Genomic DNA, 11,630 nt, shown 5'->3' with positions numbered 1-11,630 from the left:
GCGTTGCCTCAGGCATCCTTGCCCGGATACGGGCCGCGCACCACCTTGCCCTGCACGGTCTGCTCATCCTTCACCAGGTTGTACAACGGGCAGGTCGCCTCCACCGCCTGGCGAAGTCCGTCGATCTCGGATTCCGATGCCGGCGACTCGACGTCCACGTCATAAGTGATCTTCTGGTAACGCGACGGTGTGGTCACGCCTTTTCCGAAGCGCGGCGTGAGTTCGGCCGTGACGCGTAGCTCGATCTTGTCCAGCAGCACATTGCGGGTGGCCGCCTGCACTTCAAAGATATGCGTCAGGCACGTTCCGGTGACACCGATCAGATGCTCCTCCACTGTCGGCGCGATGCCGTAGCCGAGCAGGCCGGTGGCGCTGTCATGCAGTTGCGTGTGGTAGCCATCCTTGCCCAGGCGGGTATAGCGCAGGCCGGTATGCGGTTCTACGCGTGTATGCGCGATCAGCGTCTGTGGTGCCGGCGCCGACGCACCTGCGGCACGCAGCTGGGAACGCGCTTTCACGGCGGGTATTTTTTCCTCGGTGATGAAGTCACGCAGGCCGGGCGGCAGTGCCGGATCGCGGGTGGCCGCACTGTGCGTGTAGTGCACGGTGGCATGGGTAACGTCCTGCGCCTTGGTGACCAGATTGATCGCCGAGGAACTGGCATGCACCGCGGCCCGGAGCTCCTCCAGCTTGGCGTCCGACGCGGGCGACTGGATATAGGCGGTGTAGCCGAGATTGTTCGGATAAGCCAACGCTTCCGTCTTGCGCTGGGGAACGCTGGTGAACACGACATCGAGCGAATCCAGCGGAATATCCTTCAGCGCGGCCTGCACCAGGTACTCGTCCGCCACGGCGCTGGACAGGGTACCTACCAGGGAATCCCACGAGCCTGCGCCCAGGTTGTAACCGGCGTAGCCGCGATCGCTATCGCTGATCCATTGGAACTGTCCGGTTTCGCCGATGCGCAGGCGACGGACGCCGGACCGGCTCTCGGCAGTGACTTTTCCATACAACGTCGTCGGTGCCGCCTCCTGGCTCGACAGCGCGACGATGGCCGCCTTCTTTGCTGCCAGGTGCGAACGCAAGGCAGAGGCATCTGCGGCATCGGCGTGGGCGATCGCAACGAACGGCGCGGCGGCGACGAGCGATGCCAGCAGGATGCCTCGCTTGAGTGAAAGATAGAGTTGATTCGTCGCGGACATGTGGTGCGATTCCAGGCAAGTGGGAGGGGTGTCCATTCTTGCCCGCTGCAGGCGTATCGCGTCATGGCGAACAGGAATGGACTCATGCGCCACCGCCGACAGCGATATGCGTACAACCATCTACACCACACGACAAACGTGACGCTGCATTTTCGTCTGGCCACCCATACAAGGATCCCGGCGAGGGTTCACCTCGCCGGGATCCGGGATACGCACAGGGTGCCGTCATCCACTCGTCAGGCTGACCCCCAGCGATCACATGCCGGACATCTTGTCGAGATCAATGCAGGGAACCGCTGAAGGTCACGCCGATCCAGCGGGGAATACCGGGCTTGTAGGAGTTCCAGGTCAGCGGGATGCCGGTGTCCTGGTCGAAGACGTTCTTGGCGACCAGGCTGACGTCGAAGCGGCCATCCTGGCGGCCCAGGCCGATGGAGAAATCGGCCACGCCGAAGCCGTCGGCACGGGCGTAGCGCGACAGCCGCGTGTCGGCGTAGTAGCTGCTCTGGAAGTTGTAGTTGAGGTTGGTGTGGAAGACCCAGTCGTTGCGCAGCGGGTACGAGAAATCGGCGAACAGGTTGCCGCTCACCCGCGGCGCGCCCGGCAACTGCTTGCCGCTGGCGTCGAAGTACGGTCCCGCCGGATTGCTGCCGCCCAGTTCGGCCGGCACCGGCGCACGCGGGAACTCGACGTACTCCGCATCGGTGTAGGCGCCCGAGAAGCGCAGCGTGGTGTACGGAATGCCGAAGTAGCCGACATCCAGTTCCAGGCCCTGCGTGCGCACCTTCGGCACGTTGCCGAGCGCGGCCAGGTAGGCCGGCTGGCCGTTGTTGTTCAACTGGGTCTGCACTTCGTCGTAGACGAAGGTGTTCTGCAGGTAGTCGTCGATATCCTGCCGGAACAGCGTGCCGGCGATGGACAGGGTGTTGTCCAGCAGCAGCGACTTGAAGCCCAGCTCGAACGCCTGCGTGGTCTCGGTATCTGCGGGCACCGACTTGCCGCCCAGGGCGGTGGCGCCGACGATTTGCGCGATGCCCGGCTTCTCGCCGTACTTGTAGGACGCGTACACGGTCAGCGCATCGTTGACGCGGTAGCTGGTGCCCAGCGTGCCGTTGTAAAGGGTTTCGCCGTAGTCCTCCGCGTCGGCCTGCTGGTAGAGCCCGCCGATGCGGGCGGCGCGGATCGCCTTTGCGTCCGCCACCTGCTGCCGCTGCGCAGCGCTCAGGCCGGCATAGGTCGCGACGCCGAAGTACTTCTGTGCGACGAAGTCGGCCAACGCGAGCTGCTGTGCGCTGTTCGTCGCGAGCAGCGCGCCCTGCGCATTGTTGGCGAAGCCGTTCAAAGTTACGTTGTTGACCGACGCCGGGTTGAGCTCGGCCGCGTAGCCATCGGACAGGATGCCGTTGCTCGCCGTGGTCTCGCGCGTCTCGCGCCCGACACGCAGGCCGGCATTGAGGCTCCAGGCGTCGGTGGCCGCCCAGGTGAGATTGGAGAACAGTGCGGATGACTCGTTGAAGTAGCGCTCCCGGCGCTGGGTGACCAGCCCGTGCACGGAATTCAACAGCAGCAGCCGGCCGGCAGGATCGACGAGGTCCGGCTGCCCGGCGGTGACGGGATCCAGCCGCCGGTACTGCGCATCGGTGGCGTAGTACGCGCCGCCATCGGAGCCGTAGCGCTCGGTCTGCGTGTAGTACGGGAACTTGCCACGGAAGTAGTACAGGCCGGCCTGCAGGTCGAGTGCATCGTTCACCGCCGCATCCAGGCGCAGCTCCTGGCTGAGCTGTTCGTACTTGGTCTGGGTGCCACGCGGTTCGCGCAGCCACTCGAAGCCGGTATGCGAGCCGGCGCCCTGCGAGAACTGGTAGTCGCGGTACCCGGTGATCGAGGTCAGTGACGTCCGGTCGTCGAAGCGGTAGACCACGTTGGCGGTGGCGCCGCGGGTCTCGTAGGTGTTGGGGTACTCGCCGATGGTGTTGACGCGCGGTGCGTAGTAATCGTCCAGGGTGTAGTCCGGCTTCTGCGCGAACCAGCGGCGCTGCAGCTTGCCGAACACGTCTTCGGCGTAGTTGACCGCACCCGGCAGGCCGGTAACGGGGTTGATCCAGTCGTAGCTGGCCGGAGTCTTCGAATTGAACCAGAAGCAGTTCTCGCAGATCTCACGGCCTTCGGGCGTCAGGTCCAGCGACACGTTCGCTTCCAGCCTGTCGCTGGGCGTGAACAGGAATTGCGCGCGGACGCTGGTGCGGTCGGTGTTGCGCCAGGTGAAGGTACTGTCGTTGGCGTTCTTGTAGGGGCCGTCGGCGGTCTCGCGGTTGACGGTCAGGCGATAGGCCAGGGTGTCGTCGATGATGCCGCCGCCGATCGCCGCCGTGGCAATGACGGTGTTGAGCTGGCCCAGCGTCAGCGTGGCGCGCGCCTCGGGCGAGAAGCCGGGCTTGCGCGTGTTGATGGTGACGCGCCCGACGTTCGACGCCTTGCCGCCGTCGACGCCGGCCGGGCCGCGGGTCACTTCGACAGCCTCGATATCGAGGTAGTTGCTGAGCGCGGAAATGGAACTGATGCCGTGGCTGACGCCATCGACGGTGACGCCGACGCTGGGGTCGAGCACGCCGGCGCCGGCGGCCCAGCCGACGCCGCGGATGAAGATCGAGGCGGTGTTCGGGTTCTGCCACGACGTGCGCACGTTGCCGACGCGGTTGACGATGTCGCGGAAGTTGTTGACGTGGAACTTCTCCAGCTCCTCGCCGGTGACCGCGGAGATCGAATCCGGCACATCCTTGATGCGCTCGCTCTTCACGATCACCGCGTCGAGCAGCTGCGCGTCGCCTACCTGCGCGCCGACGGACCGTGACGGTGCCGTGGTCGGCGATGCGGCCGGCGCGGGCGCTGCTGTCGTGGTGGCCGTTGCCGGTGCATCGGCAACGCCGAGCGCCTGCTTCAGGCGGGCGACTTCTTCCTTCAGCCGGAGGTTCTCGGCCTGCAACGCTTCCTGCGATTGCGCCCCGGCATGCGGTGCAGCGAGCAGTGCAGGCCCTGCGAGCGCGGCGGTGACGACGCGTGCGAGCAAGGTCTTGCGGAAGTACGTGGGAGTACGATGCACCGGACCGGCCTGGGCACGGGCGGCGCGCGGTATGCGGACGATCGACATCAAGTGCGCTCACTGTGTGACGTGGGACGCACATCGTAGAAAGCGTAAACCCGGCGTGAACAATCATCTCCACGCATGTGGAGATAACCTGTTACCCGCATATCGAGATAACCGCTGCATATGCCATTAGGCAAGGAACGATGGTCCGGGCAGCTGCGACACGGACTCATGCTGGCGGCGCATGTGGTCATGACGCTTCGCCACTTCATGCGATCAGGCCACGGCGCTACATCTGGCATGCCCGCTCCAGCCGGCGCAATGCATCCTTGATCGGGAACGGAACCCGGTCGATGCGTCGTCCACGACGAAGCCTCTTACCCTTTCGATGCTTCGTGGACGACGCCGGGATGCCGCCGCTGGAGCGGGCGGTTCTTACGAAGCGCGCGTCACGGAGATGCGGGCGCCGACTGGTGCGCCCTGAACACCGCATGCAGGCGCTCATAGACGTACTCGTGGTCTTCGGGTGCCGCCAGCTTGAGCGCCGCGCCCGCAAGATTGGACCAGACTTCCGCGCGCGAGGCCGCTGCCGAGGCCTGGTACAGCACGTCCAGTTGCCGGTCGATCTGGTCGACCATCGCATCGAGTTCCTGGCGCGATCTGAAGGCGGCGTTCGGCATGGCGGCGGGCTCCGTTCGAGGCCATCGCAACGTGCCAAACGCATCGTTACCCACGGGTTAAAACATCCGCGTCCACTGCATGCCTGTGGTTATCGCGACATGCCGCGTCGTCATCACGCGTATGCGCATCGGATCCTGGATGCCGGTGGACGTGCGGTCAGGCGTAAGCTGGCGGCATGGAATCCCTCGCGTCCCTGCTCGGCACGTCCCTTCCCCTCATCCAGGCGCCGATGGCCGGCGTGCAGGACGAAGCGCTCGCCATCGCGGTCGCCCATGCCGGCGGCGTCGGCTCCCTCCCTTGCGCGATGCTGGACCCGGCGCAACTCGAGTCCGCACTGCGCGCCTTCGCGACATTGCCGCAGCCGATCAACCTCAACTTCTTCTGCCACGCGATGGCCGAGCCGGATGCCGCCGATGGGCGACGCTGGCGCGATGCATTGATGCCGTACTACGCCGAGTACGGGGTCGCACCGCCCGCGCCCTCGACGGCCGGCGCACGTCGTCCTCTCGATGCGGCGACTGTCGACCTGCTGGAGGCGTTCCGACCGCGGATCGTGAGCTTCCACTTCGGGTTGCCGGACGCGTCCCTGTTGGCGCGCATCAAGGGCTGGGGGGCCACCGTGCTGTCGTCGGCGACCACCTTGGAGGAAGGACGGTGGCTGCAACGCCAGGGTGCGGACGCGGTGATCGCGCAGGGCATCGAGGCCGGCGGCCACCGTGGACATTTCCTCTCCGACGACCTGACCATCCAGCCCGGCACGCACGAACTGGTGGCCGCGCTGTCGAAAACGCTGACCGTGCCGGTGATCGCGGCCGGCGGCGTCGGCGACCGCGCCGACGTGCGCGCCTTGCTGGCGGCTGGCGCCAGTGCGGTACAGGCCGGCACCGCCTATCTGTTGTGCCCGGAAGCCACCACATCGGCCGTGCATCGCACCGCCCTGCAGCAGCCCGCGCGCGAAGGCGCGCTCACCAACCTCTTCAGCGGCCGGCCCGCGCGTGGCCTGGTCAACCGGCTGATGCGCGAGCTCGGCCCGCTGTCGGACGTGGCTCCGGCGTTCCCGTGGGCGTCGCAGGCGCTCGCGCCCTTGCGCGCCGCGGCCGAGGCACGTGATCGCGACGATTTCTCGCCGCTGTGGTCCGGCGCGCGACCGGGCACGCTTGCGGGACGGGACGCGGCGCAGGTCACGCGTCACCTGCTGGGCATGGACTGATTCACGCGCGCCAGCGGCCGTTCGGTCGCCGGCGGCCCCGTTTCGTCGCACGCCGGTTGTCCGCGGCGGGACACGCGACCAGGATCGCCACGACCGCTGGCCGATGGCCGCCCCACCCAAGGAACCGGAACGTGAAGACCCTCGTCGCCCTGCTCGCCTGGTGCGTGCTGCTCGTCCTGTGCTGGCCGCTCGCCCTGCTGGCACTGGTCGCCTGGCCGTTCGTCTGGCTGCTGTCGCTGCCGTTCCGCCTGGTCGGCATCACCTTCTCGGCGCTGTTCGCCTTCCTGCACGCCGTGCTGATGCTGCCGGCACGCCTGCTGGGCGGTCGCCCGCGGGCACCGCTGGTGTCGGCATGACCACCGCGCGTTGGCGCAGGGCGAGAACCGCCTTCTGCGGCCTGCTGGGTACCGCACTGCTGTGCTGTGCGGCCGAGGCGACGGCGGTTGTCGAGCGCACGCCGGAACAGCTGACCGAGGCCATCGCTGTGCTGGACACGGCCGTGTTCGACACGTTCAACACCTGCGCAGATCCGGCGCAGCTGGCAAAGCACGCCGCCTACTTCGACGTGTCGGTGGAGTTCTACCACGACAACGGCGGCGTCACCTGGACCCGCGACGACATGATCGCCCGCACGCGCGAGTACGTCTGCGGCCGCTATCGACGCGAGCTGGTTCCCGGCACGCTGGAGGTCTTTCCAATCAAGGATTTCGGCGCGATCTCGCAAGGAACGCACCGCTTCTGCGCGCTGCCGGAAAAGGACTGCGCGGGTGAAGCCGATTTCGTGATGGTCTGGCGCGAACGCGACGGCCAGTGGCAGGTGACCCGCGTGCTGAGCTACGCGCATCGGCCGGCCACCCGGGTGCCCTGAGCCCGGCAGGACTTCGCACCCGCTTCACACACGCTCCGCCATCGCTGCACGACAGTCGCCGATCCTGTGCCCTGCGCCTCCCGCAGACATGGAATCATGGCGATGACCAGCGACACCTACTCCAACGCCATCGTGTGGATCCGCGTACTGCGCCCGTTCGCATGGGGTGGCGCCATGCTGTTGCTGCTCGCGCCCTGGGTGGCGATGCAGTTCACCCACGAGGTGGCCTGGACCGGCAGCGATTTCGCCGTGTTCGGCGTGATGCTGCTGACCGCCTGCGTGGCCTTCGAGATGGCGACGCGCGTGGCGCGCGTGCCCAGCTACTTGCTGGCCAGCCTGATCGCGATCGGCGCGGCCTTCCTGCTGCTGTGGGCGAACCTGGCCGTCGGCATCGTCGACGAGCCCGAGCATGCCGCCAACCTGCTCTTCCTCGGCGTACTGGCGATCGGCGCCATCGGCAGCGGACTGGTCCGCCTGCAGGCGCGCGGCATGGCAGGCGTGCTGGCGGCGATGGCGGTCGTCCAGATGGTGGCGGGCGGCATCGCCATGCGGATGGACACGCAGGAATCGCCTGCCTTCGTGCTCGCCTTCACCGGCCTGTACGTCGTGGCGTGGCTCACGTCCGCCCTGCTGTTCCGCAAGGCGGCGAAATCGTCCATCGCGGAGTGATCACCGCGGCTTCATGTGCCACAACGCATTGACGATGATCCAGCGGTCGCCGTAACGGCCCATGTGGAAGTGGTCGACGAACCACGGCGTCTCGAGGCGCACGACGGCGGTCTCGGCGGTGACGTCGAGGATGCGGCAGCTGCGGTTCCACTGGTCCTTCGGCGTCTTCAGCGCGCCCTGCCGGGTCAGCGAGACCAGTTCGTCCTTCGACATGCGGCGCAGGCCGAGGCGTTCGTCCGGCGTATCGCCGATGACCGAGCGCTTGGCCAGGTCCGGGTGCAGCGCGCGCGCCACGCGGGCGGGGTCGCCTTCCAGCTGGCCGTCGACGTAGTCGAAGCAGGTCGCCTCGATCGCGGCCAGGGTGGCGGCCTCGGCCATGGGCACGGGTGCCGTGGCGGCGGTGGCCGCCATGACCAGGGACAGCAGGGACATCGGGATCTCCTTCGCGTGGAATGGCCTGGGGCACATCGCCCGTTGCCTGACACGGGAACGGGTGCATCGACGGGCCATGCTCTCCGCAGGCCGACGCGCGGACACGTGCCGGAAGTCCGGCTGCCGCCTCACAGATGCCGCAGATGCGCCGGCGCGTGGTCCCAGTCGTCGTGGCGGCCGTCTTCGTACTGCACGGGAACCGCAGCCAACTGCGCATCGTCCAGGCCGTCCAGGGTGGCGACGTTGACGGCATGGAACCAGCCGTTGAACGGTGCCATCGCCAGGTAACCCTTGCTGAAACCGCGCACGCCGCAATGGCGGCAGAAGTAGTGGTGCACCTGGCCTTCGGGCCATCCGGAATCACGGGCGCGGTAATCCGACAGCGCCTCGGCGCCCTGCAGCAGGCGGAAACTGCCCTCCCCCAGCACGAAGGCCTTCCACATGCGGGTCTTCAGGCAGAAGCTGCAGTTGCAGCGTCGCGTGCCGGCGGCCAGGTCCAGGTCGCACTCGTAGCGCACGGCGCCGCAATGGCAGCTGCCGGTATGGGTCTGCATGGCACGCTCCTTTCATCCAGCCAGGGCCTGTCCAGGCGACGAACCGGAACGATGCGAATCGACATGCTCCGTCAGGGCAGCCAGACCTTCTCCAGGTCGCGGAAGCCCCACTTCTCCGGCGACTCCACGCCGACGATGCGTTCATGCTCGCCCGCGGTCGCCAGGTCGAGGTCGGTCATCAACACATGCTTGCGCAACCTGACCGAGTAGAACACGCGCACCCGCGGTGCCAGCAGCGTGGCGGGATTCTGTTCCACCACCACCGCAAGCCGCTCGCTGGAGAGCCGCACGAGCGCGCCGATCGGGTAGATGCCGACACTGCGCACGAACGACTTCATCAGTGTCTCGTCGAAATGGCCCTGCCAGCTGGCCATGCGTCGCAGCGATTCGGCCGGATCCCAGCCCGTCTTGTAGGGCCGGTTGGAGGTGATGGCGTCGTAGACGTCGCAGATGGCGCTCATGCGGGTCAGCAGCGGCAGTTCGGCGCCGGACAGGCGCTGCGGATAACCGGCGCCGTTGACCTTCTCGTGATGGTGGCGGGCGATGTGCAGGACCGCCTCCTGGGTGATGCCGCCGTCGCGCAGCAGGCGTTCGCCATGCACGGGATGCTGGCGGACGATGGCGAACTCGTCATCGGTCAGCTTGCCGGGCTTGTTGAGCACCTCCAGCGGCAGCATCGCCTTGCCCATGTCGTGCAGCAGGCCGCCCAAGGCGGCCTCCCGCACCTGGTCTTCCGGCAACTGCAGCTGCCGGGCGAGCATGGCCATCAGCGCGCCCACGGCGACCGAATGCAGGTAGGTATAGCTGTCGGCGTCCTTCAGTCGCGCCACGCTCACCAGCGCGGTCGGGTGACGGTCGACCGAGCCGGTGATCTCATCGAGCAACGGCAGTACGTGGCCGGCGTCCACACCCCGGCCCAGCCGGACTTCCCGGAACATCGCCTCCACGGCGTCGCGGCCTTCATCGCAAATGCGGCGGGCGCGCGAGATCTCGGACGCCAGGCTGACGGTGCCGTCGGTCACGATCACCCGGCGACGCTCCGCATCCGCGTCCGACGAGGGCATCGCGGCCGGCTCCGCGTGCACCGGTCCTGCCGCGTCCGGGGTCGGGACATCGACGTCGCCATCGCCGCCCAGCTCGCTCCGGGACAGGTCCACCAGCACCTGCTCCACCCCGCTGTCCTGCAGTTCCGCGACGCGCTCGGCATCCAGCAGGAACGACGTGCGCCAGAACGGGTGCTGCATCCACGGGCCGAGCAGCTTGTGCACATACATGCCGGGCCGGAGGTCGGCGACATCGACGGTCTGCAGCATGCACGGCTCCGGCAGGTGGAGGGTCCGATATGCTCACGCCCCAGTACCGGGTGCGGCGGGGCGACCCCGTCAGCCCCCGGATCGATATCGGCACCGGAGGCTCCATGCTGAAGACCTGGGGCCTGTTAACGCTGATGACCCCTGCCGCATGGCGCACCGATGGCCGTCAGGCGGTGTTGCGTGGCGCAGCGCCCGACTGGCCGTCAGGTCAAGCCGCGCGGCGCCGCCTGGCGGCCATCGGTGCGCCACCCGAAGGGCCGGTCCTGCGGGCGCACGCCGCGGCGTCATCGCTCCGTTGCGTATCGACATACGCGCCCTCGCTCTTCCTTGCTGCGCACGTCCGCAGGATCGGTGCGACTGGGGTCATCAGCGTTAACAGGCCCAGAGGCAGCTGCCATTGCGGCGCCGTCCGTTTCGAGGCGGAGATCGACCTCACCCAGCCCACCTACCGCTGCAACTGCTCGATCTGCCGGCGCAACCGGTTCTGGCCGGCCATCGTCACGGCCGACCGGTTCCGCCTGCTGTCCGGGGACGGCGAGCTGACCGAGTACCGCTTCAACACCCTGCGCAACTCGCACCACTTCTGCCGCACCTGCGGGGTGCGCCCTTTCGGCGTCGGCAACAACATGCCGGGTGAAGAGCGCATCTACGGCGTGAACCTGGGCTGCCTGGAGGACGTCCCGCCCGAAGAACTCGACGCCGCCCCGGTCGTTCATGTCGATGGAGCGCACGATCGCTGGCAGGAGGCACCCAGGTTCACGCGTTACCTGTAGCGGACGCCGGACAGACCGCTTACGCGGTTGCCACGGCACGACGGCCTTTTTGCTAGGCTGGCGACAACATCACTACCCAGCCGCGCGCAGGGACTTTCCGTGAGCATCCCGTCCGACTATCTGGAAACCGTTTTCAGCGATGCTTCCCCGAGTGGCCTGCCCCTGCGACCCCGTCCACAGGTGGAACTGTGCCGTCGCGGCGAGATCCGGGCAGAGAAGTTCCTGGACGCCGCCACCGAGGTGTTCGCGGAAAAGGGTTACCAGCACGCGCGACTGAGCGAGATCGTGGCGCGGGCAGGCGGATCGCTGGCGACCCTCTACCGCATCTTCGGCGACAAGGAAGGCCTGGCCTGCGCCATCCTCGAACGCCGCATGGACCTGCACATCCATGTGCTCAGCGACCTCAACCTCACCGAGCTGTCGCCCGAGCAGGCGCTGCGCCGCGTGGCGATCCGCATGGCGCAACTGATGGCGGGCACCGACTCGCAGGTGGTCTACCGCATCGTGATCGGCGAAGGGCAGTCTTTCCCGGCCCTGCGCGACTGGTTCTTCGACCATGTGGTGGCGTCCATCCGCCGCACCCTCGAGGACTACCTCGAACAGCAGGTGGCGGCCGGTCGCCTGCAGCTGCCGTCGCCCAAGGCCGCGGCCGCGCAGTTCTACATGAGCCTGTTCGGCGACCAGGTGCTCCGCCTGGCTGCGGGCGGACCGCATCTGCCCGATGTCGACACGCTGGAGGCGCAGGCCCTCGCGGCCGTCGACGTGTTCCTCAAGGGCGCCCTGCCGCGCTGACGCCGGCCTTCACCCCTCCCTGTCGGGCGGCTTGCGAGCATGTCCGCCTCG

12 protein-coding genes are annotated in these 11,630 nt (G+C 67.5%); 6 read left to right on the top strand and 6 right to left on the bottom strand.

The features are described 5' to 3' along the window. Nucleotides 1-8: 8 nt before the first annotated feature. The 3 genes from ACSQ1W_RS04930 to ACSQ1W_RS04920 all read right to left on the bottom strand — a co-directional run bounded on the left by ACSQ1W_RS04930 (nucleotide 9) and on the right by ACSQ1W_RS04920 (nucleotide 4,967). The gene (locus ACSQ1W_RS04930) at nucleotides 9-1,202 is read right to left on the bottom strand and encodes an OsmC family protein (protein ID WP_436041966.1); all 1,194 of its coding nucleotides are present in this window, start codon (nucleotides 1,200-1,202) and stop codon (nucleotides 9-11) included. Between the two features lie 280 nt (nucleotides 1,203-1,482). Beyond that, entirely contained in the window at nucleotides 1,483-4,350 is a 2,868-nt protein-coding gene (locus ACSQ1W_RS04925; RefSeq protein ID WP_436041964.1) for a TonB-dependent receptor, read from the bottom strand. Between the two features lie 386 nt (nucleotides 4,351-4,736). Further along, nucleotides 4,737-4,967, bottom strand: coding sequence for a hypothetical protein (locus ACSQ1W_RS04920; RefSeq protein ID WP_436041962.1), 231 nt, complete (start codon nucleotides 4,965-4,967; stop codon nucleotides 4,737-4,739). A 176-nt stretch (nucleotides 4,968-5,143) separates the two neighbouring features. On the opposite strand from ACSQ1W_RS04920, the gene ACSQ1W_RS04915 reads away from it, so the two are divergent. The 4 genes from ACSQ1W_RS04915 to ACSQ1W_RS04900 all read left to right on the top strand — a co-directional run bounded on the left by ACSQ1W_RS04915 (nucleotide 5,144) and on the right by ACSQ1W_RS04900 (nucleotide 7,715). Then, nucleotides 5,144-6,178 (top strand): NAD(P)H-dependent flavin oxidoreductase, encoded by a 1,035-nt coding sequence (locus ACSQ1W_RS04915; protein ID WP_436041960.1) that lies wholly within the window; start codon nucleotides 5,144-5,146, stop codon nucleotides 6,176-6,178. 131 nt (nucleotides 6,179-6,309) lie between these two features. Beyond that, nucleotides 6,310-6,534 (top strand): hypothetical protein, encoded by a 225-nt coding sequence (locus tag ACSQ1W_RS04910; protein WP_436041958.1) that lies wholly within the window; start codon nucleotides 6,310-6,312, stop codon nucleotides 6,532-6,534. Continuing rightward, nucleotides 6,531-7,046 carry a nuclear transport factor 2 family protein gene (locus tag ACSQ1W_RS04905; RefSeq protein WP_436041956.1) on the top strand — a complete coding sequence of 172 codons (516 nt, stop codon included), beginning with the start codon at nucleotides 6,531-6,533 and terminating at the stop codon, nucleotides 7,044-7,046. The genes ACSQ1W_RS04910 and ACSQ1W_RS04905 overlap by 4 nt, the downstream gene beginning before the upstream one ends. Nucleotides 7,047-7,148: 102 nt before the next feature. Continuing rightward, nucleotides 7,149-7,715 (top strand): hypothetical protein, encoded by a 567-nt coding sequence (locus tag ACSQ1W_RS04900; RefSeq protein WP_436041954.1) that lies wholly within the window; start codon nucleotides 7,149-7,151, stop codon nucleotides 7,713-7,715. Here ACSQ1W_RS04900 and ACSQ1W_RS04895 read toward each other — a convergent pair whose 3' ends face one another. From ACSQ1W_RS04895 to ACSQ1W_RS04885, 3 genes are all read right to left on the bottom strand, one after another. Next, nucleotides 7,716-8,147: a nuclear transport factor 2 family protein gene (locus ACSQ1W_RS04895; RefSeq protein WP_436041952.1), complete on the bottom strand. Its 432-nt coding sequence runs from the start codon at nucleotides 8,145-8,147 to the stop codon at nucleotides 7,716-7,718. It lies immediately after the preceding gene. Between the two features lie 128 nt (nucleotides 8,148-8,275). Continuing rightward, nucleotides 8,276-8,701: a GFA family protein gene (locus tag ACSQ1W_RS04890; protein ID WP_436041950.1), complete on the bottom strand. Its 426-nt coding sequence runs from the start codon at nucleotides 8,699-8,701 to the stop codon at nucleotides 8,276-8,278. A gap of 71 nt (nucleotides 8,702-8,772) precedes the next feature. Further along, nucleotides 8,773-10,014: an HD-GYP domain-containing protein gene (locus ACSQ1W_RS04885; RefSeq protein ID WP_436041948.1), complete on the bottom strand. Its 1,242-nt coding sequence runs from the start codon at nucleotides 10,012-10,014 to the stop codon at nucleotides 8,773-8,775. A 104-nt stretch (nucleotides 10,015-10,118) separates the two neighbouring features. Here ACSQ1W_RS04885 and ACSQ1W_RS04880 point away from each other — a divergent pair, with 104 nt between their 5' ends. Beyond that, complete coding sequence (locus tag ACSQ1W_RS04880) at nucleotides 10,119-10,787, top strand: GFA family protein (protein ID WP_436041947.1); 669 nt, start codon at nucleotides 10,119-10,121, stop codon at nucleotides 10,785-10,787. A 99-nt stretch (nucleotides 10,788-10,886) separates the two neighbouring features. Further along, nucleotides 10,887-11,579 carry a TetR/AcrR family transcriptional regulator gene (locus ACSQ1W_RS04875; protein WP_436041945.1) on the top strand — a complete coding sequence of 231 codons (693 nt, stop codon included), beginning with the start codon at nucleotides 10,887-10,889 and terminating at the stop codon, nucleotides 11,577-11,579. Nucleotides 11,580-11,630 lie beyond the last annotated feature (51 nt).

It is taken from the genome of Pseudoxanthomonas sp. LjRoot143 (genome assembly GCF_964252945.1).
In the GTDB taxonomy this organism is placed as follows: domain Bacteria; phylum Pseudomonadota; class Gammaproteobacteria; order Xanthomonadales; family Xanthomonadaceae; genus Pseudoxanthomonas_A.
Note: the sequence above shows the minus strand (reverse complement) of the source record. Positions and strands in the feature narration are given on the sequence as shown.

Excerpts from the sequence above, each read along its gene's own strand:
- ACSQ1W_RS04895 (WP_436041952.1), bottom strand. The coding sequence starts at position 8,147 with ATGTCCCTGCTGTCCCTGGTCATGGCGGCCACCGCCGCCACGGCACCC.
- ACSQ1W_RS04925 (WP_436041964.1), bottom strand. The coding sequence starts at position 4,350 with ATGTCGATCGTCCGCATACCGCGCGCCGCCCGTGCCCAGGCCGGTCCG.
- ACSQ1W_RS04885 (WP_436041948.1), bottom strand. The coding sequence starts at position 10,014 with ATGCTGCAGACCGTCGATGTCGCCGACCTCCGGCCCGGCATGTATGTG.
- ACSQ1W_RS04900 (WP_436041954.1), top strand. The coding sequence starts at position 7,149 with ATGACCAGCGACACCTACTCCAACGCCATCGTGTGGATCCGCGTACTG.
- ACSQ1W_RS04915 (WP_436041960.1), top strand. The coding sequence starts at position 5,144 with ATGGAATCCCTCGCGTCCCTGCTCGGCACGTCCCTTCCCCTCATCCAG.
- ACSQ1W_RS04880 (WP_436041947.1), top strand. The coding sequence starts at position 10,119 with ATGCTGAAGACCTGGGGCCTGTTAACGCTGATGACCCCTGCCGCATGG.
- ACSQ1W_RS04905 (WP_436041956.1), top strand. The coding sequence starts at position 6,531 with ATGACCACCGCGCGTTGGCGCAGGGCGAGAACCGCCTTCTGCGGCCTG.
- ACSQ1W_RS04890 (WP_436041950.1), bottom strand. The coding sequence starts at position 8,701 with ATGCAGACCCATACCGGCAGCTGCCATTGCGGCGCCGTGCGCTACGAG.
- ACSQ1W_RS04930 (WP_436041966.1), bottom strand. The coding sequence starts at position 1,202 with ATGTCCGCGACGAATCAACTCTATCTTTCACTCAAGCGAGGCATCCTG.
- ACSQ1W_RS04920 (WP_436041962.1), bottom strand. The coding sequence starts at position 4,967 with ATGCCGAACGCCGCCTTCAGATCGCGCCAGGAACTCGATGCGATGGTC.